Annotated in this window: 21 protein-coding genes; 9 read left to right on the top strand and 12 right to left on the bottom strand. The window is 45.1% G+C overall.

What is annotated here, in order from left to right:
- Positions 1–3: 3 nt before the first annotated feature.
- On the top strand, positions 4–1173 hold the full coding sequence (locus ACYQ0H_RS08450; protein ID WP_459812411.1) for a cation diffusion facilitator family transporter: 1170 nt from the start codon (positions 4–6) through the stop codon (positions 1171–1173).
- Positions 1174–1448: 275 nt separating this feature from the next.
- Entirely contained in the window at positions 1449–2660 is a 1212-nt protein-coding gene (locus ACYQ0H_RS08445) for a cofactor-independent phosphoglycerate mutase (protein ID WP_459812410.1), read from the top strand.
- Positions 2661–2801: 141 nt separating this feature from the next.
- On the opposite strand, the gene ACYQ0H_RS08440 is transcribed toward ACYQ0H_RS08445, so the two are convergent.
- From ACYQ0H_RS08440 to ACYQ0H_RS08410, 7 genes are all read right to left on the bottom strand, one after another.
- Positions 2802–3665, bottom strand: a complete 864-nt coding sequence (locus tag ACYQ0H_RS08440) for a PSP1 domain-containing protein (RefSeq protein WP_459812409.1) — start codon at positions 3663–3665, stop codon at positions 2802–2804.
- A gap of 30 nt (positions 3666–3695) precedes the next feature.
- Entirely contained in the window at positions 3696–4685 is a 990-nt protein-coding gene (locus ACYQ0H_RS08435; protein ID WP_459812408.1) for a DNA polymerase III subunit, read from the bottom strand.
- Positions 4686–4734: 49 nt separating this feature from the next.
- Positions 4735–5058 (bottom strand): cyclic-di-AMP receptor, encoded by a 324-nt coding sequence (locus tag ACYQ0H_RS08430; RefSeq protein WP_459812407.1) that lies wholly within the window; start codon positions 5056–5058, stop codon positions 4735–4737.
- Between the two features lie 14 nt (positions 5059–5072).
- Complete coding sequence (locus ACYQ0H_RS08425) at positions 5073–5615, bottom strand: hypothetical protein (RefSeq protein WP_459812406.1); 543 nt, start codon at positions 5613–5615, stop codon at positions 5073–5075.
- Between the two features lie 382 nt (positions 5616–5997).
- Positions 5998–7338 carry an aminotransferase class I/II-fold pyridoxal phosphate-dependent enzyme gene (locus ACYQ0H_RS08420; protein WP_459812405.1) on the bottom strand — a complete coding sequence of 447 codons (1341 nt, stop codon included), beginning with the start codon at positions 7336–7338 and terminating at the stop codon, positions 5998–6000.
- Complete coding sequence (locus tag ACYQ0H_RS08415; protein ID WP_459812404.1) at positions 7328–7657, bottom strand: sigma factor-like helix-turn-helix DNA-binding protein; 330 nt, start codon at positions 7655–7657, stop codon at positions 7328–7330. The genes ACYQ0H_RS08420 and ACYQ0H_RS08415 overlap by 11 nt, the downstream gene beginning before the upstream one ends.
- Entirely contained in the window at positions 7654–7902 is a 249-nt protein-coding gene (locus ACYQ0H_RS08410; protein ID WP_459812403.1) for a hypothetical protein, read from the bottom strand. The genes ACYQ0H_RS08415 and ACYQ0H_RS08410 overlap by 4 nt, the downstream gene beginning before the upstream one ends.
- A 537-nt stretch (positions 7903–8439) precedes the next feature.
- On the opposite strand from ACYQ0H_RS08410, the gene ACYQ0H_RS08405 reads away from it, so the two are divergent.
- Together ACYQ0H_RS08405 and ACYQ0H_RS08400 are read left to right on the top strand one after the other, a co-directional pair.
- Positions 8440–8658, top strand: coding sequence for a DUF896 domain-containing protein (locus ACYQ0H_RS08405; protein WP_459812402.1), 219 nt, complete (start codon positions 8440–8442; stop codon positions 8656–8658).
- A 3-nt stretch (positions 8659–8661) separates the two neighbouring features.
- Complete coding sequence (locus tag ACYQ0H_RS08400) at positions 8662–9651, top strand: helix-turn-helix transcriptional regulator (RefSeq protein ID WP_459812401.1); 990 nt, start codon at positions 8662–8664, stop codon at positions 9649–9651.
- A gap of 281 nt (positions 9652–9932) precedes the next feature.
- Here the strand turns inward: ACYQ0H_RS08400 and ACYQ0H_RS08395 are convergent, their stop codons facing one another.
- Both ACYQ0H_RS08395 and xylA read right to left on the bottom strand, forming a co-directional pair.
- Positions 9933–10517 (bottom strand): hypothetical protein, encoded by a 585-nt coding sequence (locus ACYQ0H_RS08395; RefSeq protein WP_459812400.1) that lies wholly within the window; start codon positions 10515–10517, stop codon positions 9933–9935.
- Between the two features lie 177 nt (positions 10518–10694).
- A complete protein-coding gene (gene xylA / locus ACYQ0H_RS08390; protein ID WP_459812399.1) occupies positions 10695–12020 on the bottom strand; it encodes a xylose isomerase in 1326 nt (441 codons plus the stop codon).
- Between the two features lie 371 nt (positions 12021–12391).
- Here xylA and rnhA point away from each other — a divergent pair, with 371 nt between their 5' ends.
- From rnhA to mnmA, 4 genes are all read left to right on the top strand, one after another.
- The gene (gene rnhA / locus ACYQ0H_RS08385) at positions 12392–12832 is read left to right on the top strand and encodes a ribonuclease HI (protein WP_459812436.1); all 441 of its coding nucleotides are present in this window, start codon (positions 12392–12394) and stop codon (positions 12830–12832) included.
- A 239-nt stretch (positions 12833–13071) separates the two neighbouring features.
- Entirely contained in the window at positions 13072–14265 is a 1194-nt protein-coding gene (gene nifS, locus ACYQ0H_RS08380) for a cysteine desulfurase NifS (RefSeq protein ID WP_459812398.1), read from the top strand.
- Positions 14266–14281: 16 nt separating this feature from the next.
- Positions 14282–14713, top strand: a complete 432-nt coding sequence (gene nifU, locus ACYQ0H_RS08375) for a Fe-S cluster assembly scaffold protein NifU (RefSeq protein WP_459812397.1) — start codon at positions 14282–14284, stop codon at positions 14711–14713.
- 66 nt (positions 14714–14779) lie between these two features.
- Positions 14780–15877 (top strand): tRNA 2-thiouridine(34) synthase MnmA, encoded by a 1098-nt coding sequence (gene mnmA, locus ACYQ0H_RS08370; RefSeq protein ID WP_459812396.1) that lies wholly within the window; start codon positions 14780–14782, stop codon positions 15875–15877.
- Between the two features lie 164 nt (positions 15878–16041).
- Here the strand turns inward: mnmA and ACYQ0H_RS08365 are convergent, their stop codons facing one another.
- The 3 genes from ACYQ0H_RS08365 to ACYQ0H_RS08355 all read right to left on the bottom strand — a co-directional run bounded on the left by ACYQ0H_RS08365 (position 16042) and on the right by ACYQ0H_RS08355 (position 20425).
- Positions 16042–16644: a sugar O-acetyltransferase gene (locus ACYQ0H_RS08365; protein WP_459812395.1), complete on the bottom strand. Its 603-nt coding sequence runs from the start codon at positions 16642–16644 to the stop codon at positions 16042–16044.
- Positions 16645–16891: 247 nt separating this feature from the next.
- Positions 16892–18661 carry an ABC transporter ATP-binding protein gene (locus ACYQ0H_RS08360; RefSeq protein WP_459812394.1) on the bottom strand — a complete coding sequence of 590 codons (1770 nt, stop codon included), beginning with the start codon at positions 18659–18661 and terminating at the stop codon, positions 16892–16894.
- Positions 18662–20425 (bottom strand): ABC transporter ATP-binding protein, encoded by a 1764-nt coding sequence (locus ACYQ0H_RS08355; RefSeq protein WP_459812393.1) that lies wholly within the window; start codon positions 20423–20425, stop codon positions 18662–18664.
- Between the two features lie 844 nt (positions 20426–21269).
- Here ACYQ0H_RS08355 and ACYQ0H_RS08350 point away from each other — a divergent pair.
- Entirely contained in the window at positions 21270–21950 is a 681-nt protein-coding gene (locus tag ACYQ0H_RS08350) for a response regulator transcription factor (protein ID WP_459812392.1), read from the top strand.
- Positions 21951–21982 lie beyond the last annotated feature (32 nt).

Here is a 21982-nt window from a genome sequence, read left to right as displayed (position 1 = left end):
CTTATGATAAAACTAATAATAAAACGCTTTATAAAAGAGAGCGAAAATACTGGAGATAAAAGGGTAAGGGAAAGCTACGGCGTTCTGGGAGGAGCGCTGGGAATAATCTGCAACACCTTTCTTTTTGTTCTGAAACTGTGCGCAGGAACGGTTATGAACAGTATCGCAGTTATATCCGACGCCTTTAATAACCTGTCGGATATGGGCTCGTCACTGGTAACAATAATCGGTACGAAGCTGAGCGGAAAGCGCCCCGATAAGGAGCACCCCTTCGGTCATGGCAGACTGGAGTATATATCTTCGCTTATAGTTTCGTTTATTATCCTGCTGATGGGCTTTGAGCTGCTTAAAAGCTCCGCAGTCAAGATATTCAGACCCGAAGAAGTGAATTTCAGTCTGCCGCTTATTATCATATTGTCGCTGTCGGTACTTGTAAAGGTATGGCTTTATTTCAGCGGAAGCTATATGGGCAGCAAGATAAATTCCTCAACGCTGAAGGCGGCGGCACGGGATTCGCTTAACGACGTTATCGCTACAGGCGCAGTAATTATTACAACTGTTATCGGTCAGTTTGTCAGGCTTCCGGCGCTTGACGGCATTGTCGGAACGGCAGTAGCTTTGCTTATAATGAAAACGGGCTTTGATATAGCAAGGGATACCGTAGGTATACTTTTAGGCTCGCCTGCGGATTCTGAGCTTGTCAGCGCAATATCCTCTGCTGTACTTAAAGGAGAGGGAATAACCGGAGTTCACGATCTTATCGTTCACGATTACGGGCCGGGGCGGGTAATGGCGTCAATTCATGCGGAAGTTCCGGACGATTCCGATATAGTTGCGGTTCACGAGGTAATAGACGCCGTTGAAAAAAATATTGAAACTCAACTCGGGATACATATGGTCATTCATATGGATCCGGTTTCTGTCAGCTGTGAACGAACCAATAAGATAAAGGAGCAGGTCTGCAAAGCAGTCGCCGAAGCTGATCCGGAGTACAGTATTCACGATTTTAGGATAGTTGACGGTGAAAACAGGATAAATCTTATCTTTGATATGGTAGTACCCTACGGTATCTCAGACGAAAGACTGGAAGATGATCTGGACAGGATAAAGCAAAGCCTTTCGGATACCGACGGAAGATACAACTGTGTTATACAGATAGATAATCAGTATTGAAACGTATTGTGCCTCTTATCCGAATGACTTTGCGATTCAACTTGTGATAAAAATTACAATTCTGCTGATCTTGCTGCTTTTCGCTGCCGAATGTCAGGGAAAAGACAATTACTCATTCGGATCGGCGGTTGGATCAGAATTTGTACCAATATTTAACCCTTAGAATAGATTCCCGTTATTCATGCCCTTAGTCCTTGATTTTTTTGCTGTTATATGATAAAATATAAATGATATTTCGGCTGTGCCGGAAAATTTTCATGAAAGAAGAATGACTTATGACAAAATATGTAGTGCTGCTCTGCGACGGAATGGCTGATTATCCTGTTGAGGAGCTGGGAAATAAAACCCCTATGGGCGCTTCGCATACTCCGAATATGGATAGGCTTGCTGAAAAGTCTACTATAGGACTGGTCAAAAGCGTTGCCGACGGACTTAAACCGGGTTCTGACGTAGCTAATCTGTCTATTCTGGGATACGATCCCGCAGTTTATTATTCAGGACGCTCTCCGCTGGAGGCAGGTTCGATAGGAATAGATATGAAGCCTACCGACGTTTCATTCAGGTGCAATCTTGTTACGCTTTCCGATGAAGAAAACTATGAGGATAAGACTATTCTAGATTACTGCGCCGACGATATTTCGACTGAGGAAGCTAAAGTTCTTATAGATTATCTGGCACAGCATTTCAACAGTGATGAGTTTCAGCTTTATTCGGGAGTTTCCTATCGTCACTGCCTTATCTGGAACAACGGAACGCTTGACGTTGGTACGCTTACCCCTCCTCATGATATAACAGGAAAGCCTATAAAGGAGTACATACCGAACTCCCCGAATGCGGCTAAGCTTTACGATATGATGGTAAAAAGCTATGCTCTGCTTAAAGATCACCCTGTTAACAAGGCGAGAGAAGCGGCAGGAAAGCGTCCCGCAAACTCAATGTGGTTCTGGGGCGAGGGAGTAAGAAAGGCTCTTATGCCCTTTGAGGAAAAATATAAGCTGAAGGGTTCAATGATCTCCGCAGTTGATCTGCTTAAAGGGATCGGAAAATTCAGCGGCATGAACGTTGTGGACGTTCCCGGAGCGACAGGTTATATAGACACCAATTTTGATGGCAAGGCTCAGGCTTGCATAAGCGAACTTTCAAAGGGTCAGGATTTCGTCTATATTCATGTTGAAGCTCCCGACGAGTGCGGACACCGTCATGAGATCGAAAACAAGAAAAGGTCGCTGGAGCTTATAGATGAAAAAATTCTCGGCCCTGTTCTTGAAGCGCTTGAGCAGTATGACGACTATAAAGTTCTTATCTGTCCCGATCATGCTACACCGCTTTCACTGAAAACTCATACAAACGATCCTATACCCTTTATGATGTATCATAAAGCGGAGGAGGTCAAGGGACAGCCTGAATTTACAGAGGAAACCGCGAAAGCCTCAGGACTTTTCGTAGATAAGGGACATACCCTGATGCAGATGTTTTTTGAGCTTTAACTGAATAAATACAGGATATTTTCCTTGAAAAAACGGACGTTTGCAGTACGTCCCTGCATAAAACAATGCAGGAGCGTCTGCTCATGTCCGTTAGCTTTATTATGCGGTAATTTTCTTTTTGCTAGGTCTTTATTCAATAGCTTATTTGTCCTCCAGAGCTTTCAGCGCCTTTATCTCGTTGCGGTTAAGCCTAATAACTGCGTCCTTCAGCACCTCGACCTCCGATTTGTCAAGTGTAACGACAGCGTCGGTCTTGTCAAGCTTTATTCTCAGCTTTCCCGTAAGAAGATTTGCTTCCTCTACGATCCCCTTTCCGTCTGCGGTTTTAACAATAGCGCCTGCCTTCGGAGTGGTTTTCAGCAGCTCCTCATAGCTGTCCTGCTCATATTTCAGACAGCACATAAGACGTCCGCAGGTGCCTGAGATCTTTGTCGGATTAAGAGAAAGCGACTGCTCCTTTGCCATTTTGATAGAAACCGGCTGAAATTCCCCCAGAAATCTTGAACAGCAGAACGGCTGACCGCAGATCCCCAGTCCTCCCAGCATTTTCGCTTCGTCCCTTACTCCTATCTGTCTGAGCTCTATCCTGGTACGGAACACAGCAGCCAGATCCTTTACAAGCTCTCTGAAATCAATTCGGTTTTCAGCGGTAAAATAAAACAGAAGCTTGCTGTTGTCAAAGGTGCATTCAACGTCTATAAGGCTCATTTTCAGCTTATGAAGCTTTATCTTTTCCTCGCATATCCTGAAAGCTTCCTTTTCCTTCTGCTTGTTCCTTTCAATTGCCGCAAAGTCCTGCTTTGTCGCTATTCTTATAACCGGCTTGACCGGATTGGCAAACTGAGCTTCGTCTATTTCACGCCGGGTAATTACTACCTCTCCGCATTCAACGCCTCTCGCAGTTTCAACGATGACCTTATCGTTCATTTTTATATCAAGTCCGTTAGGATCGAAATAGTATACCTTTCCTATTGATTTGAACCTTACTCCTATTATATTGAGCATTTTTCATTTCCTTTCATTTTAAAATAAACGTCATTCCGGTCTGCTTATTATCGTACAGATCTCGCCGGAAAGACTGTTCATAGCAAGCGTCAGATTGCAGTTGGAGTCTATCCTGACTGTATATTCCCTGAAAAGTCCGTAAAGCTGCTGTAGGGCTTGTTCGCTGAGCATTGCGCAAAGTCTGCCTGAACCTTCGGAACAACAGCCGAATCTGCTGTTAACTCCGAGCCTTGCGGCACAGGCGTCCCTGACTATTTCGCTTAAAAATACAAGCGACTGGCGGAATACGGCCTTTTTTCCGTCCGTACCGAAAAGCGAGCGGAGTATTTCGTATTCATCCCTGGCGATCATCGCATCGGTGCATTTTTTTGCGGTATCAAAAGCGGCGGGCAGAATATCTCCCTCCAGAAATTCAAGGCATCTTCCGATATTTCCGTGACCGCAGGAAACTGCTTCCCTTATCCTTGGTTCAGAATATTTTTCAAGAGATCTAAGATAACCGGCGGCTTCGTCCTCAGAACACGGCTGAACGGCAAGGCAAAGCACTCTCGAAATTATGGTTTTAAGAAAGGTCTGCTTCGTTTCAGCGGTCAGGATAACTATACAGTGCGGCGGCGGCTCTTCTATAAGCTTGAGCAGTATGTTCTGAACCTGAACAGAGGTGCTTACCGATCGGTCAAGATCGGGAATAAGGTAAACCTTGAATCTGCCCTCGTTAGGTTTTATAACTGCGTCGGAAACAAGCGAGCGTATCGTTTCGACCTGATAGTTTCCGTTTTCATTGGCTTTTGCGGTAATAAAGTCAGGATGGGCGTTATGTTTCAGCATACGGCAGGATCTGCAGTGGCCGCAGGGTTTTTCTCCGCCGCTTTCGCACAGCAGCATAGCGGCTGCGTATTTTGCCAGAGTTTTTTTCCCCTGTCCCTTTTCGCCGCAGACCGCAATAGAATGAGGCTCTCTGCCTTTTTCAAGCATTGAGGATATAAGCTTTATATTATTTTCATTGGAGAATATTTTCATAATATAAATTTACGCGCCTTTAATGCGGCGTTTCCTTTCGCTTTTGTGCCTAAACCTTTTCAAACCGCTCTATATCGGTCACAAAGATCGTTGCTCCTCCGATAGTTACCTCTACCGGATAAGAAGCGCCGCCTTCAGGTCCGAGAACCGTAGCCGACGGAACAAACTGCTTTCTTTTGCGCGAATGCTCCTTGCAGGCTTCAATGACCAGATCGACCTCGTCGTCCTGACAGCAGATCATAAATGTCGTGTTTCCCGCGGAAAGAAATCCGCCGGTCGAGGAAAGCTTTGTGGCGCGTATGCCTTTTTTGAGCAGTCCCTTGGAAACGGCGTATGTATCGTCGCTGTTTACTATCGCATATACAAGTTTCATAAAATTACCTCCGTTCAGTTTTTGTTAAATATATAGTTATAGTTGTTTTTCGTCGTGTTGAACTGGAAAAGAAAAACTATTGAAAATGCGAAGCTTACCATTAGACAGCCGGCAGTAATTACCGGAATAAAGAAGGTAAGATACGCAATTATAAGCATTACCGTCATGACCTTCCATGAAATAATAAGCTTGTCGGAATTAAGGCTGCATAGATGATGATTTTCAAGCTGATCTATACCGCGGCATATAAGATAGGCGGTATATATTCCTGCTGCCGAACAAACGGCTTCAGCTAAAAGAGGAATTAGCTTTATCTCTTCGTCGGAATATGAGAAGCCGAAGATATTTGCAACAAAAAGCGCCAGAGAAAAAACAGTAAAAATAATGCTCAGCTTTGCGGCTTTGCCAAAGTATCCGCTTTCGGCGGTGAATTCCCGAAGTCCGCTTATAAGCAGCAGATACCCGATAAAATCAGGGATAAGATCAATAGAAATCTCGCCTATATTTATACTTATGCTGAGAAGTACAAAAAACAAACCGATAAATAGCTTTTTCATTGGCTTCTCCTTTTTGTATTGATACTATCCGTTTTAATTCTCAAAACTCCCTCGTCTGCATAAACAAAGCGAGCAGGGCGAGCGTACCGCAAATCGCGCCGTCCGCACCAGGACCGCCGTCCGCGCCAGGACATTATGCCCAATATCAATTGCTGTTCCATAACCGCGGCTCAAAACTCCCCCGTCTGCATGAACAAAGCGAGCAGGGCGAGCGTACCGCGAAGTCGCGCCGTCCGCGCCAGAACCGCCGTCCGCGCCAGGACATTATGCCCAATATCAATTGCTGTTCCATAACCGCGGCTCAAAACTCCCCCGTCTGCATAAACAAAGCGAGCAGGGCGAGCGTACCGCGAAGTCGCGCCGTCCGCGCCAGGACCTAGGTCTATTTTACCACATTTACAGTGAAAATGCTATAGTTTTTTAAAATATTTATTATCTCCGGTGTGAAAATTTCGCCGCCTGTTATCAGCGGGATCGAGGGCTGACAGGAAAGAGCCGATCTGGCACAGATCCTGCCGGCGGCTTCATCTGTCGAAAGCTCCTCCGAGTCGGAGAAATATGCCGTACGCAAACTCATAGCGGCCTTGGCAACTGGGAATACCTGAACGGGAGAGCTTGCAGCAGCTTTGTGTGGAATTTCCGCAAACGCACTTTCAAGCCGCTGAAAATCCTCTTCGCTGTTGAAAGGCGACGGCATAAATACTATAGACGAAGGGTCGGAGTATTCACATTCAATGCGATAAGCTCTCATAAGCTCGGCAAGCGCCTGTCCGCTGTAGCCGCAGGAGCCGGGGAAAACCGTAAGCTTCATAGGCTCGCCGCCGTTAACTTCCCAGCCCAGTGCGGTAAGCCGCTCCTTGGCAAGTCTTGTACGCTTACAGCATTGCCGTATCCTTTCAGGAAGAGATCCTCGAAGCTCTTCAAGGCAGCTGTCAAGACTGCCCATTATAAGGTATGACGGACTTGTTGAGGCAAATAATGACATTTCGGATTTGGCATAACGGGCGAATACTTCGGGAGCGGAGGAGGAAATGTGAAGACAGCTTCCGCCTGTGTATACCGGCAGGGTCTTGTGAGCCGAATCACAGCACATATCTGCACCCAGGTCTATCGGGTGAAGCGAGGGCGAGAGGAATTTCAGATACGCTCCGTGAGCATTGTCAGTAAGCAGAGGCACTCCGCAGCGTCTGCATACCCTTGAGATACCCTTTATATCAGCCAGGTTTCCAAGATAGTCGGGTGAGGTTATGTAAACTGCGGCGGCTTCAGGCTCTTTTGCAAGCGCTTTCTCAATATCCTCCGGAGTTACGGGGCAGCCGCATACCGATACCGAAGCGGAGGAGGGGTATACCCATACCGGATCTATGTCCAGAAGTATACAGCCGTTTATAAAGGCTCGGTGAACATTACGGGGAGCGATTATCTTTATTCTGCCCGAGCTGCTGCGGCGGCAGGTCAGGGCAAGCATAGTCTTTATTGAAAGACTTGAACCCTCGGTAGAGTAAAGCGTTTTTCCTGTCCCGAAAATTTCAGAAGCGGCGGCTTCGCTGGCGGCAATTATCCCCTCGGCTTCGTAAAGATAATCCGCTCCCTTTATTTCGGTAATATCCAAAGCTTCAAGCCCGTGAAGAGTTTTTCCTTTGTGTCCGGGCATATGAAATCGTGATATACCGCTTTCGTAATATCTCCGTACAAAGCTGTTTATCGGAGCTTCAGCTTTCAAGGTCAGTCATCCTTTCGTCTGAGGATCTGACCATTCGTTCCAGCATTTTCAGTCTTACCGCCTTGGAAAGCTTCTGACGCCCCCTGTTTATCGTTCTGGAAACGGTGGACTTGTTTACTCCGTAAAGATTGGCTATCTGCGGTACGGTCATATTCCTCTTATAATATAACATTATATAACGTTTCTGAGTTTTCGTCAAATTGTCGTTGATACAGAGCAACAGCATTTCAGGCATATTTTCAGTCAGTCTGCGTCCGCCGCTGGAACAGTAAGCGTTTTCGCACAGCTCGGTTTCGGTCAAGGCTATTCTTGTACTCATGAGGCGCTGCTCCCTGTAAGTAAAGCCGCTCTGCTGGGTGAAACGGGCTTCGGGACAACGTATGAGCGCAGGCGGGCGCATACTCTTATAAGCTCGGCTCTTTCGGTTTCAAGCAGCTCTATCCTTGCGTTGAGGCTGTTGAGACTGTCGGGATCGGGGCGGCTTCGCTTTATATCCTCCAGCCGCTTAATATGAGCCGCAAGCTCGTCGATCGTCTTTCTGTAGCTTTCGTAAAGTTCTTTCATTCTGTTCTCCTTTTTTTGTTTCGGTTTTGTTGTCTTTTGTTCTCTTAACATAGGTCAAGTCTATGAACCTATGTTCTTATCTTTCTAAGTAATATAATACCACATATTTTCAATTTGTCAAGAGGTAAAAGAAATTTAATAATTTTTGGTGAAAATGAGGGAATTATAATGGACAGTTTGTGCATTTTGCCGTTGAAAAATCCGAAAAGATGTGTTATAATATCTTTTACCAACACATTTGGGCGAAAATATGTACAGCAGAGGCAAAAAAACGGCGCAGAATAAATAATAGCCGAGCCTTGATATCAACGAGGAATAATATGTAAAGAAAGAAACAGAAAGGCTTCCCTTTGATATACGGAATTAAGCGTACTGTTATCAGAAAAATGTGCTGTAAGGCGTAAGGAGCTATGCTTTGCGCCGTACCGCAGCTTTATTGTGTAAGAAGCTTCGGCAGGGGCTGAGAGATTCAGTCCTCAATAACATCAGAAAGAGGGTATGTCCGAAGAGGGCATAGCCGTAAGGGTGTAAAAATTTATGGAGAAAAAAAAGCTTGACAGATTGTCGGAGCTGACAGCAATTTCACGTACGCGTGAGCTTACCGCTGAGGAAAAGACCGAAAGGCAGACCCTCAGGGACGAGTACAGAGCGGCGGTTACGGGAAATTTAAGGCGTCAGCTTGAAAGTATGACGATCATTGAGCCTGACGGTTCAAAAATCAAAGTTTCGGATCTGAAACGCAGCGGGGAGGAATAAGCATTGGCAGGAGTATCCAGACAAAAACAAAAGTTACTGAGAATGGAATTGCTTTTCAGGAACAAGACAGATGAAAATCACCCTCTTACGGGTAATCAGCTGATAGAAATGCTGTCGGCTGACGGTATCAAGGCTGAGCGCAAGACTATATACGACGATATAGCAACGCTCTGCGACAGCGGCCTTAATATCGAAACTACCAAAAAGGGTCATTCAAACGCCTATTATCTCGGCGAAAGGCTGTTTCAGGACGAAGAGCTGTTTGTACTTGCGGACGCTGTAGCGTCGTCAAAGTTTCTAACTATCAAGAAGTCTAACGAGCTTATAAAAAAGCTTCAGACGCTTACCAGCGAGTACAAGGCGGGAGAATTAAGGCGCTCCATCTACGTTGACAACCGTACAAAGGCCTTTAACGAGTCTATCTACTACAATATCAATACTATCCAGAACGGTATTTTCTGTGACCGTCAGATAAGCTTTAAGTATTTTGAATTTAATTTTGAAAAGAAAAAGCAGCTGAAGCACGGCGGAGAAACCTATACCGTATCGCCTTTCCAGCTTATATGGGAAAACGATAATTACTACTTAGCCTGTTATTGCAGCAAGCACGAAAAGATATGCCGCTACAGAGTTGACAGAATGACTATGGTTGAGCTGACCGATACGAAGCGCAGGGAGCTTAGTGAGTCGGAGGAGAAGGAGCTTAAAAATCAGAAGTCACTTTACTCAATGTACGGAGGAAGAGAAGAAACGCTGAGGATAAGATTTGACAATTCCCTTATGAACGTAGTAGTAGACCGTTTCGGCGAAAGGGTAATATGTCATCCCGATTCGGAGAACAGCTTTTTTATAAATACCGAGGTTCAGCTTGCGCCTACTTTCTGGGGCTGGCTTTTCCAATTCGGAAGCAAGGCGAAGATATTAGCTCCGGATTATGTTGCGGATATTGCCAGAGAAAAGCTGGGCGAGCTTATGAAAGCCTACAGCGAATAATATAGAATATACTGCCCCATGATAAAAAGCATGGGGCTGCTCTTACTGTCTAATGAACGAAGAATGAAAGGAAACCGGAAAATGCTTTTGATCGAAATTTCTATATTTGTTCTGACAGCGCTGAATTTTGCAGTAATGTTCAGAAGCAGGAAAAAATAAGCGGTCTTGATATCCGCAAATCAACAAAAATAAGAAACAGGCAAAATCAAGCCGGCCCTGTATTATCGCAGGGTCAGCCGTTTTTGCCTGTTGTTTTTTTATTCGGATCTCAATAATTTATTTTACTGTTTTGCCTTTTTAATTATTTCGGTTATGCGGTCGATATAATCTTGGGGAAGCTCGTAGGAATTATAGTTTACGGAGAAGTTTTCCTGGTGCTTATATTTCTTATCAGTATACTGAGCCAGATCAAGGCGAGTCGTTGTAACAAAGTACATTTTCTCATAATTATCGCCGTCGGTCTTAATTATAAAGCCCTCGGTTCCGCCTACTTCGGGATAATCCCCCTCTTCAAGCCTGTGATCTTCACAGATGGACATTACTTCGCTTAGCCAGGTATCTATCTCGGCTATAGTTTCTCTGTCTGTAATATCCCAGCTGTTGTCGTAGCTTTCGGTTATGGTGTAGGTTTTTTCATCTGCCTGAGATGATATGCCGGAATCATCCGACTGTGACGACGTATCGGGAACTGATTGTTTGGAGGAGGGATCGGTATCGGATATATCCCATGAGGAAGCTTTCGTAACTGAAGCATTGGCAGACAGGGCGTCACTGTTATTCGATCCTGAGGTTTCAACTGAGCCGCAGGAAGAAACCATAATTGCAGCAGCTGCGGCTAGGAATACGGAAAATATCTGTTTTTTCATATGCTTTCACTTCGTTGTTAAATATTTGAAATTAATTGATTTAAAACCTGTTAGTCTATATTATACAACATTTTCCGACAGCGGTCAATATACATCTAATACAAAATTTACCTTACATATATGTGATATAAACCAAAAAACGGCTATGCTTTAGCACAGCCGTTTGAAATATTAAAATCAGAGATTAAACATAATATTGTTGAGAATGCTTTCAAGCATTTCCTGTCTGCCGCTGGAAAGGCTGTCGGTAACCTCGCCCTTTTCAAGCGCATACTTCTCAAGATCCTCCATTGTAACCTTGCCGGCAATAATATCTGCGCCGATTCCGGTCTTCCATGAAGCGTATCTGTCCTCTACAAACTTGTCGATCCTGCCGTCGTTGATCATCTTATCGGCAATTCTAAGACCAAGAGCAAAGGTATCCATACCGGCAATATAGCTGTAGAAAATATCCTCCATAGTATATGAGCCGCGTCTTGCCTTTGAGTCGAAGTTCAGACCGCCGTTTGTAAAGCCGCCTGCCTTGAGTACCTCGTACATACAAAGAGCAGCGTCGTAAACGTTTGTCGGGAACTGGTCAGTATCCCAGCCGAGGAGCATATCGCCCTGGTTAGCGTCGATAGAGCCGAATACGCCGTTATCTCTTGCGACTCTCAGCTCGTGCTGGAAAGTATGCTGAGCGAGGGTAGCGTGATTGGCTTCGATATTCATCTTGAAATCCTTGTCAAGACCGTATTTTCTCAGGAAGCCGAGAACGGTAGCGGTATCGAAATCATACTGGTGCTTTGTCGGCTCCTTCGGCTTAGGCTCGATATAAAAATCGCCTGTATAGCCCTTTGAGCGTGCATAGTCAACGGTCATTCTCATAAGTCTTGCCATATTGTCCTGCTCAAGAGCCATATTGGTATTGAGGAGGGTTTCATAGCCTTCTCTTCCGCCCCAGAAAACGTAGCCCTTTCCTCCGAGCTTGATAGTTGAATCTACAGCCTTCTTGATCTGGGCTGCGGAATAAGCGAAAACATCGGCAGAGGGAGAGGTTCCTGCGCCGTGCATATATCTGGGATGATCGAAGCACTTGGCAGTACCCCAGAGAAGCTTCTTTGAAGGATCGGCAGCCATTTTCTCGGCTACATAATCAACGATCTCGTCAAACTTCGCATTTGTCGTGGCAAGATCTCCGTACTCAGGTGAAAGATCGCGGTCGTGATAGCAGAAATATTCAATGGAAAGCTTGTCCATAATCTCAAAAGCGGCGTCTACCTTTGCCTTTGCTCTCGCCTCGGGAGAAGTCTCTCCCCAGGTCTTGTCCGTAGTGCCGCAGCCGAACATATCCGTTCCGTCGCCGCCCATTGTGTGCCACCATGAAAGTGCAAATTTAAGCTGCTCCTTCATAGTCTTTCCGCCTACTACCTCGTCGGGATTGTAATATTTGAATGCCAGCGGATTCTCGGACTTAGGTCCCTCATACTTGATCTTTGGAATATCCTTGAAAAATTCAGCCATAAAATTATACCTCCGATAAAAATTCTTTTTATATGTATTACTCGTTGGAGTAAAACGTTTACAGTATAATGATACACCAAACGCCCCTGCTTTGTCAATAACTTTTTCGTAAATAATGCATAATATTTTTAGCGTATATAATTATTTTCAGCAGCTTCTCCCTGACGAAGGAATATACATATCCTGCCGCAATTTAAATCTGGATTTAGTAAATGCGTGTCCGGCATATTGTCAGCCGATCTCTTATCCCGTCGGATATCCGATCGGCAAAACTGATTCCCGTATATCGGCAGCATCTGTACTTGTCAAATGTTAAAATACATGGTATAATTAATAGCGATTCATGCACAATAGGAAAGGAAGAGATCGTAATGAAAAGGGTTGAGATTTTTACCGACGGAGCCTGCTCGGGAAATCCTGGGCCTGGAGGCTACGGGGTTATTCTCAGATACAACGGAACGGTAAAGGAGCTTTCCGGAGGGGAACGTGAAACTACAAATAACCGTATGGAGCTTACCGCTGTAATTACCGGTCTTTCCGCATTGAAAGAGCCGTGCGAGGTCGAGCTTTACAGTGATTCAAAGTATATTATCGACGCTGTTACAAAGGGCTGGGCAAAAAAATGGCAGTCTAACGGCTGGATAAAGGGGGATAAGAAAAAGGCTCTTAATTCGGATCTCTGGGAAAGGCTTCTGGCTCTGCTCGATAAGCACAGAGTTACGTTCATATGGGTCAAGGGTCATGCCGGACATTCTGAAAACGAACGCTGCGATAGGCTTGCGGTAGAAGCGGCTCAGTCAATGAAGAAATAATTCATATTGAACTGATATGAATATGAGATTAGATATTTTTCAGGATTTAAGAGCTATTTTGCTTTTAATTCCTATTATTCATAGAGAAAATAGTTAATTTTTCTTTAAAAGTATTGCAAAATTCCGTTGTATAAGATATAATTACCGTAAAAGCAGATATTATGCCGTTTATGCTCAGCGGCAGAAAAGTGCTTTTGGAAGGAGGATATGTCTGGCATTCAGCCTGACATTATTATAAAATGGAAAAAAGATTTGTATATGCCGACAACGCCGCAACTACAAGGGTTTTGGATAAGGCGCTTTCGGCGGCTATGCCTTATTTTACCGAGCAGTTCGGAAACGCTTCAAGTATATATTCTCTCGGAATGAACGCCGCTAAGGCGGTTTTGAAGGCGAGGGAGCAGACGGCTCAGGCGCTGGGAGCGTCAGTTAACGAGATATATTTTACCGGAGGCGGCTCTGAAGCGGATAACTGGGCGATTAGAGGGTGCGCTGAAAACGGCGCTAAAAAGGGAAAAAAACATATTGTAACTACTGTGGTCGAGCATCACGCCGTGCTTCATACCTGTCAGTATCTTGAAAAGCAGGGCTTTAAGGTAACCTATCTTCCGGTTGACGAAAGAGGACTTGTTACTCCACAGCAGGTTGAAAACGCTTTGCGTGAGGATACCTGTCTTGTAACGGTAATGTTTGCAAACAACGAGATAGGAACAGTAATGCCGATAGCCGAGATAGGAGCGGTCTGCCGCAGCAAGGGAGTTGTTTTTCATACCGATGCTGTTCAGGCTGTAGGAAATATCGGGATAGACGTTAATAAAATGAATATTGACCTGCTTTCGCTTTCGGGTCATAAGCTTCACGCTTTAAAAGGCGTGGGGGCGCTTTATGTAAGAAAAGGACTTTCGCTTCCCAATCTTATTTACGGCGGAGCTCAGGAGAGAAACAGGAGAGCAGGCACAGAAAACGTTCCGGCAATAGTTTCCCTCGGCGAAGCAATTTCCGAAGCGAGCCGCAGTATTCCAGAAAGAACTGAGAAAATACGTGCAATGAGGGACAGGCTTATAGACGGACTGCTTAAAATTCCTCAGACAAGGCTCAACGGCGACAGGGAGCGCAGGCTTGCGGGAAACGTAAATATTTCATTCAGGGGAGTTGAGGGAGAAAGTCTGCTGCTTATGCTGGATATGTACGGTATAGCGGCGTCGTCAGGCTCGGCTTGTACAAGCGGTTCTCTTGATCCTTCTCATGTTCTGCTTTCGATAGGACTTCCGCACGAAACCGCTCACGGCTCGCTAAGGCTGACGATAAATGAAGAAACCGCAGATGAGGATATAGACTATATTCTCGAAAAAGTACCCGAAGCGGTCAAAAGGCTGAGGGCAATGTCTCCGCTATGGGAGAGAATATGCAGGACGGAAAATATAGAATCTTAGGAAAGGATAAATTAAAATGATATACAGCGAAAAGGTAATGGATCACTTTGCAAACCCCAGAAACGTCGGAGAGCTTGAAAACGCCGACGGTATCGGAGAGGTAGGAAACGCAAAGTGCGGAGATATAATGAAAATGTACATCAAGGTAGACGGAGGGGTCATTTCAGACGTTAAATTCAAGACCTTCGGCTGCGGAGCGGCAGTCGCTACCTCATCTATAGCTACCGAGATGATAAAGGGGAAAAAGGTGGAGGACGCGTTAAAGCTTACGAATAAAGCGGTAGTTGAGGCGCTTGACGGACTTCCGCCGGCAAAGCTTCACTGCTCGGTGCTTGCGGAGCAGGCTATGAAAGCGGCTATTGCCGACTATTACAGCAAAAACGGGATAGACCCTGAGCCTATCGTAGGAAAATGTCCGGGCTGCAGCGAATGTCACGGCTGCAATTGATCTGATATTATGCGCCTGTCCGCCCCCTGCGGGCAGAGCGTAAATATTACGGGAGGGAAGCTTAAAATGCATAACGGTAATGAAATAAGAAAGGTGCTCGTCGCAATGAGCGGCGGAGTAGACAGCTCCGCTTCCGTCAGACTGCTGCTTGATAAGGGATACGAGTGCGCCGGAGCAATGATGAGATTGTATTCAAACGGAGATATAGGACTTGACGAGGATAAGACCTGCTGTTCTCTGAAGGACGCTGAGGACGCGCGGCTTGCGGCGTATAAGCTGGGAATAGAATTTTATATGTTCAACTTTTCGGCGGATTTCAAAGAGAAGGTCATAGATCATTTTGTTAATACATATATTAACGGAGGAACTCCCAATCCCTGCATAGAATGCAACAGGTATCTTAAATTCGGAAAGTTTCTGGAGCGGGCGGAGCTTCTGGGGTATGATCATATCGCTACCGGACATTATGTGCGCAGGGAATACGACGAAAAAAGCGGGCGCTGGCTTTTAAAGCGGGCAAAGGACGCTGCAAAAGATCAGAGCTATGTGCTTTATTCACTCACTCAGTATCAGCTTGAACGTACGCTTTTTCCGGCAGGTGAATGCAGCAAGGAGGAAATACGTCAGATAGCTCTTAAAAATTCACTTGTTAACGCCTCAAAGCCTGACAGTCAGGACATCTGCTTTATTCCTGACGGCGATTACGCAAAATTTATTACCGGCATTACCGGCGAACAGAAGCGAGGTAAAATTGTTCTCAGCGACGGTACAGTTTTAGGAGAGCATAAGGGTCTTATTCACTATACCGTCGGTCAGCGCAGGGGAATAGGCGTTTCCTACAGCGAGCCGCTTTTTGTTACAGGTAAAAATACTGCTGAAAATACTCTTATTCTCGGTACGAAGGATAAGCTGTCCTGCCGTTCACTAATAGCGGGAGATCTTAATTTTATTCCCTTTGATAAGCCGGATAAGCCCTTTGAATGCACCGCTCAGACAAGGTATCATCAGACTGAAGCGCCCTGTACTGTTTATCCGCTTGATGACGGAACGGCAAAAGTTGTCTTTGCTTCTCCGCACAGAGCGGTTTCAAAAGGACAGGCGGTAGTATTCTATAACGGAGATTACGTTCTCGGCGGCGGAACTATACTGCGTCAGGGATCCTGAACGACAGAAACGGCATTAGATCTATAGCTCATTTCAAGGCTTGAAAACCGTGCAGACAAAAAAACAACGGGCGAACACAGCTCTTCCCTGCGGAATATTGCAGGGGAAGAACCGTGTCCGCCCGTTTCGTTATATTAAATTTCTGTATTAAAACGCTTTCGCTTTCAGTAATTCATTTTATCCTTTTCGGTTATCTTCCTTATTACCCTGCACGGATTTCCTGCTGCTAGTGAATTAGGCGGAATATCCCTTGTTACAACGCTTCCGGCTCCGATAATACAGCCGTCGCCTATCGTAACGCCGCCGCAGGCTACGGCATTGCTTGCAAGCCAGCAGTCGTTTCCTATGGTTATGGGTCTGGCGTATTCAATATCGTAGGAAGTTCCGTCGGCACGGGTTCTCATTCTTCTTTCCTCAGCGTCAAAAAAGTGCATAGGTGCAGCTAAGGTTACGTTCGGACCGCAGAATACATTATCTCCTATTGTGACTCTGCAACAGTCGAGAACGGTAAAATTGAAGTTTGCATAAAAGTTTTCGCCTACATCGGTAAAAACTCCGTAGTCGAAGAATACAGGCCCCTGTAAAAATGTTTCCTTACCTCGGTTCGGCATAAGAATATCAAGAATTTCATTGCGCTTGTCAAATTCATCTTCGTAAGTATCGCTGTAATCCTTTGAAAGCTTGTGCGCCCTTACTCGTAGCTCTGTAAGCTCTTTGTCCGACGGGTCGTAAGGAATTCCCGCCAGCATTTTTTCCTTTTCTGTCATTGATGTTAAAATCCTTTCTTTTCGGCTTGTGCAAATATATAATGCCCGAATTTATAGTTAAATTCATTCTGAAGCTATAATAAAATCATAAGCCTGCCCGGCTAGGAATAAGCTGAGATGTAAAACTGTAAGATCCTGAAAAAGTTATCAATTCTCATATTCCCATAACTGCAGCACAAAATCCCCCGTCCTCTCATACGAGCGACGTCAGGAGCGACTGCGCGAATTGCGCCGTCCGCGCCAGGACCTAGGACAGCTGGGAGGTGTAGAGGTGGTAGTAGTCGCCTTTTTTTGCCATAAGCTCATCGTGAGAGCCGCATTCGGTGATGCCTTTGTTGTTTATGTACATTATCTTGTCGCAGTTCTTTATAGTCGAGAGACGGTGAGCGATAATAAACGAGGTCCTGCCCTTTAACAGCTGTAAAAGACCCTGCTGCAAGAGCCGTTCCGTCCTTGCGTCGATAGATGACGTAGCTTCGTCCAGTACCAGTATCTTTGGATCTGAAAGCAGAGTCCTTGCGAAGGCTATAAGCTGCTTCTGTCCTCCGGAAAGCAACGAGCCTCTCTCGTTTACCTCGGTCATATAGCCGCCGCTCATTTCTTTTATAAATTCATCGGCGCATACTGTCTTTGAAGCTTTTATAATTTCATCTTCGGAAGCGTCAAGCCTACCGTAGCGTATGTTGTCAAGAATAGTTCCGCTGAAAATAAAGCTGTCCTGAAGCATTATTCCCATCTGTGAGCGCAGAGAGTGAAGAGTTACTTCGCTTATGTCCTCTCCGTCTATCGTTATCCTGCCGCTGTTGAGATTGTAAAACCGTGAAAGCAGGGATACTATAGTCGATTTTCCTGCGCCGGTAGGCCCTACAAGAGCAATGCTTTCTCCTGCCTTTACGTCAAAGGAAACGTGTTCAAGTACGTTTTTGTCCTCCTCGTATGCAAAGGTAACGTCCTCAAAGCTGATATTTCCTGCAATAGCTTTCATTTCATGAGCGTCAGGCCTGTCGTCTACCGTAACAGGCTCGTCAAGTGTCTCAAATATCCTTTCAAGATAAGCAACGTTGTTTATAAAGTTGTTGAATAGGTTTGAAAGGTTAAGAATAGGCTGCCAGAAGCTTGAGGCGTAGCTCGTCATAGCCGCTATAGTTCCCAGAGTAACTGTAGCGGGACTTAAAAGCAGCAGTCCTACCGCAAATATAGCCGCCCTTACCAGAGTCGAAATATTGTCAACGCTGGGCCAGACAAGGTTAGAGTAGGTAACGGCTCTCATCCAGCTTTTGCGGTAGCGCTGGGACAGACGGTCAAAGATACCCTCGTTTTCTTCCTCACGGGTGAATATCTGGGTAACTCTTGCGCCGGTAATGCTTTCCTGCAAATAGGCGTTGAGATTGGAGCTTTTGTTTGAAACGTCCTGCCATGCCCTGCGCTGACGCTTTTTGATCGCCATCATTACCAGTACGAACAGCGGGAGTCCCGAAAGCACCACAAGCGAAAGCCTTACGTCAACAAAAAACATGAATATCATTATGAAAAGCATATTCAAAAATTCGAGAATAACGTTGATAACTCCGTTTGAAAGCATATCCGAAACCGAGTTGACGTAGTTTACTACTCTTATAAGTATCTTTCCGTGAGGCCTGTCGTCGTAATACTGAAAGGGAAGCTTTTGCAGGTGAGCAAACAGATCTGTCCTTATGTCAAATATAATGTCCTGTCCGACTACCGTCATGATCCTTGAACGGATATTTGAAAAAGCTATCGAAACCGCCAGCGTAAGTATAAGCAGTCCTCCGAGCAGGAACAGCTGGGGAACGTTTTTGTCGGGAATGGTTTTGTCAAGCGCATACTGAGTTATAAGCGGGCCGAGAAGCCCCGAAACAGCGGCGAAAACGCTGAGTATAAGCGCCGTTATCATTTTTTTGCGGTATTTCTTCATGTATTTGAAAGAACGCTTTAAATGCCGAAAGTCAAACGGCGTTTCAAGAATCTCGTCAACGTCATATCTGTTTCTTGCCATTTAAACCGCCTCCTTCCCGAATCCCTCGTTCTGAAGCATAAATACCTCGTAATAGTAACCCTTCTTGGCTAAAAGCTCGTCGTGAGTACCCATTTCCTTAATTTTTCCGTTCTCAAGAATAATTATCTTGTCGGCGTCCTTGGTGGAGGAAATACGCTGAGCTATTATGAGCTTTGTACAGTTGAAATCAAGATTTTCAAGGCTTTCCTGTATGTGCTTTTCTGTTTCCATGTCTACAGCCGAGGTGGTGTCGTCAAGAATAAGTACAGCAGGCTTTACCGCAAGCGCCCTTGCAAGGGATATTCTCTGCTTCTGTCCTCCGGAAAGTCCTACTCCTCGTTCTCCCACAAGTGTTTCGTAGCCCTCCGGCATTTTTGAGATAAAGCCGTCGGCGGCGGCAAGACGGGCGTATTTCTTTACGTCCTCCTCCGGCATTGACGAGTCGCCGTAAGCGATATTGCCGTCTATAGTATCCGAAAACAGCAGTACGTCCTGAGTAGCCATTCCAATGTTCTGCCTCAGCTGTTTAAGCTTCCTGAACCGTACGTTTACCCCGTCAACAAGAACCTCACCCTCAGCTGCATCGTAGAATCTGGGAATAAGATTTATAAGCGTGGTCTTTCCTGAGCCTGTTTCGCCCATTATAGCTACAGTTTCGCCAGGCTTTACGGTAAACGAAATATTGTCAAGCACTGTCTTTTTACCATATCTGAAGGTAACATTCCTGAATTCTATTTCACCCTTGAGCCTTTCGCTGCAGTCTACAGCGTCCTCTCTGTCAGCTATCCTCGGACGGGCGTAGTATATTTCGATTATTTTCATTGCAGAAGCCATAAAGCGCTGGAGGTCGTTGACGTATATTCCCAGATTCTTTACAGGGTTGGCAATAGCCCATATAAGCCCCGAAATGGCTATATATTCACCCGTTGTTATCGAGCCTTTTATAAGGAACATTCCTCCGCCGAGAAGCATAACTACCGAAAGCACGTTTGCAAAGCTCTCCATATAAGGCGAGAATTTCAGCCAGAGAAGCGAGGCTCTTTTGTTTGAAACGGAATAATCAAGATTGGCTCTCTGGAATTTTTCCTTTTCAAATTCCTCTCTTGCAAAAGCCTTTACCACACGGTTTCCCGAAATATTTTCCTGAGCGTCGGTATTCATCTTCGCAAGCTTTTCACGAAGTTCTACATAAACCGGCTTAGCCGCTTTCTTGAACATAAGCATTACTATAAAAATAAAGGGAGTAACAGAAAACAGCATAAGCGCTATCTTCCAGTCAATAACGAAAAAGTAGATCATTGAAGCCGTAAAAAGCGAAAACGATTCTACTATTCCCTTAAAGACCCACGAAACCGCATGACGTACCATGTCCAGATCTCCCGTAAGTCTCGTCATAAGATCTCCGGTGCGGTTTTTGTCATAAAAGTCCATGTCCTGATTCTGAATACGGTGAAACAGATGATTCCTTATCCTGTAGATCATTCCCTGAGATGAAATTTCATAGGTCATGTTGCAGGTATACTGAAATACCGTTCTGAGCAGCGTAAAGCCTATCATGCATACCAGCAGAACTATAAATCCGCGTCGGTCGGCGGTGAGATTCTCCACCGCATTTTCCCCCGTTATGTATCTGTCAACTATCTCCGAGCTGAAAAACGGAGTGGTAAGATACAGTACATTGCAGACAAGCGACAGAATAAGCGCTGTAACGTATACCTTTCGGTAGCCTTTCAAATTGTGCCACAGCCATTGAAGCTGAAACATGAAAACTCCTCCTTTCATATTGCATATTTATGCACTATGATTTTCTTTTACTTCATGATATATAAAAATATGAAACCTTGTTTTCTTTCAAGGCTATTGGTATTATATACTTATACTCTAATAAAGTCAAGGGGGCTGAAGAAATATTTCACTGTCATTATCACAGTTTTAAGCCGTTTTTACAGCGCAGTTCAGGTACAACTGCACAAATTATTAATATTTTGAAAACCGTTTGAAGCATTGCCCGAAAAGAAATCGTTTTCTGCATATCTGTAAGAATTTTAAATCTGTTTAACGCAAGTCAATAATCATATAAACCTATTTTAAAAACAGTAAAAACGTGTACATCGGAATCGGAAAAAGGTTAATTTTCTTATTGCGGAATATGCTCTGCTTGTTGAAATTACACAAGTTATGTGATATACTTGTCTTACTATATTACGACATGAAAATAATGCCCCCCGCATAATTCCTGATCAGAATTACCGATCTCAACAATAACTTCCCATAGCCGCAGCACCGTTTTGTCAATCACTCTCTTTTGCCGCGGCAGTAAAGTTACCGTCCGCACTTTCGAGCGACATCAGGAGCGATCACGCGAATTTGCGCCGTCTGCGCTAAGACCGCCGTCTGCGCTAGGACTGCTGTGGCAATTGCTTTCTTTTGCCGCGGCAGTAAAGTTACCGTCCGCACTTTCGAGCGACGCCAGGAGCGATCACGCGAATTTGCGCCGTCCGCGCCAGGACCGCTGTCCGCGCTAGGACCGCTGTCTGCGCTAGGACCGAGACTTTAAAGTAGGTTTAAGGCACAGGGGGTATGATCAATAAAAAAAGGAGTTGATATTATGCGCCTGCTGCTTTGCGAGGACGAGCGTGAGCTTTCAAATGCCATAGCCGCTATCCTGAAGCATGATCATTATTCGGTAGATACTGTTTACGACGGAGAGGACGCGCTGAATTATGCAATGACACAGAATTATGACGGAATTATCCTCGATATAATGATGCCTAAAATGAACGGGATAGACGTTTTGAAGCTTTTGCGTTCCCGCGGGATAGATACGCCTGTCCTCCTGCTTACGGCAAAAGCGGAGCTTGACGATAAAATATTGGGACTTGATTCCGGAGCGGACGATTACCTTACAAAACCGTTTGCAATGGGCGAGCTTTTGGCAAGACTCAGAGCGCTTACACGGAGAAAAAGCGAATTTGCACCTAATAAATTAACTATCGGAAATATAACGCTTGACCGCGGAAGTTTTGAGCTGTCCTCTCCCTGCGGTTCGGTCAGACTGGGAAATAAGGAGTTTCAAATGCTTGAAATGCTTATGTCAAACCCAAATATGCTCATATCCACCGAAAAGTTTATGGACAGGATATGGGGATATGATTCCGAAGCGGAGATAAACGTAGTCTGGGTGTATATTTCATATATCCGTAAAAGGCTTGCATCGGTAAAAGCAGACGTTGAGATAAAAGCGACCAGAGGAGTCGGCTATACTCTGGAGCAGATAGGAAGAAAATAACTTCGGCTTATAGGCGGTTTAATATAGTGTTT

It is taken from the genome of Hominimerdicola intestinalis (assembly GCF_054655215.1).
Note: the sequence above shows the minus strand (reverse complement) of the source record. Positions and strands in the feature narration are given on the sequence as shown.

What these genes read in the sequence shown, in the direction of transcription:
- ACYQ0H_RS08450 (WP_459812411.1), top strand. Translation starts at nt 4, where the DNA reads ATGATAAAACTAATAATAAAACGCTTTATAAAAGAGAGCGAAAATACT.
- ACYQ0H_RS08445 (WP_459812410.1), top strand. Translation starts at nt 1,449, where the DNA reads ATGACAAAATATGTAGTGCTGCTCTGCGACGGAATGGCTGATTATCCT.
- ACYQ0H_RS08440 (WP_459812409.1), bottom strand. Translation starts at nt 3,665, where the DNA reads ATGCTCAATATAATAGGAGTAAGGTTCAAATCAATAGGAAAGGTATAC.
- ACYQ0H_RS08435 (WP_459812408.1), bottom strand. Translation starts at nt 4,685, where the DNA reads ATGAAAATATTCTCCAATGAAAATAATATAAAGCTTATATCCTCAATG.
- ACYQ0H_RS08430 (WP_459812407.1), bottom strand. Translation starts at nt 5,058, where the DNA reads ATGAAACTTGTATATGCGATAGTAAACAGCGACGATACATACGCCGTT.
- ACYQ0H_RS08425 (WP_459812406.1), bottom strand. Translation starts at nt 5,615, where the DNA reads ATGAAAAAGCTATTTATCGGTTTGTTTTTTGTACTTCTCAGCATAAGT.
- ACYQ0H_RS08415 (WP_459812404.1), bottom strand. Translation starts at nt 7,657, where the DNA reads ATGAGTACAAGAATAGCCTTGACCGAAACCGAGCTGTGCGAAAACGCT.
- ACYQ0H_RS08410 (WP_459812403.1), bottom strand. Translation starts at nt 7,902, where the DNA reads ATGAAAGAACTTTACGAAAGCTACAGAAAGACGATCGACGAGCTTGCG.
- ACYQ0H_RS08405 (WP_459812402.1), top strand. Translation starts at nt 8,440, where the DNA reads ATGGAGAAAAAAAAGCTTGACAGATTGTCGGAGCTGACAGCAATTTCA.
- ACYQ0H_RS08395 (WP_459812400.1), bottom strand. Translation starts at nt 10,517, where the DNA reads ATGAAAAAACAGATATTTTCCGTATTCCTAGCCGCAGCTGCTGCAATT.
- xylA (WP_459812399.1), bottom strand. Translation starts at nt 12,020, where the DNA reads ATGGCTGAATTTTTCAAGGATATTCCAAAGATCAAGTATGAGGGACCT.
- rnhA (WP_459812436.1), top strand. Translation starts at nt 12,392, where the DNA reads ATGAAAAGGGTTGAGATTTTTACCGACGGAGCCTGCTCGGGAAATCCT.
- nifS (WP_459812398.1), top strand. Translation starts at nt 13,072, where the DNA reads ATGGAAAAAAGATTTGTATATGCCGACAACGCCGCAACTACAAGGGTT.
- nifU (WP_459812397.1), top strand. Translation starts at nt 14,282, where the DNA reads ATGATATACAGCGAAAAGGTAATGGATCACTTTGCAAACCCCAGAAAC.
- mnmA (WP_459812396.1), top strand. Translation starts at nt 14,780, where the DNA reads ATGCATAACGGTAATGAAATAAGAAAGGTGCTCGTCGCAATGAGCGGC.
- ACYQ0H_RS08365 (WP_459812395.1), bottom strand. Translation starts at nt 16,644, where the DNA reads ATGACAGAAAAGGAAAAAATGCTGGCGGGAATTCCTTACGACCCGTCG.
- ACYQ0H_RS08360 (WP_459812394.1), bottom strand. Translation starts at nt 18,661, where the DNA reads ATGGCAAGAAACAGATATGACGTTGACGAGATTCTTGAAACGCCGTTT.
- ACYQ0H_RS08355 (WP_459812393.1), bottom strand. Translation starts at nt 20,425, where the DNA reads ATGTTTCAGCTTCAATGGCTGTGGCACAATTTGAAAGGCTACCGAAAG.
- ACYQ0H_RS08350 (WP_459812392.1), top strand. Translation starts at nt 21,270, where the DNA reads ATGCGCCTGCTGCTTTGCGAGGACGAGCGTGAGCTTTCAAATGCCATA.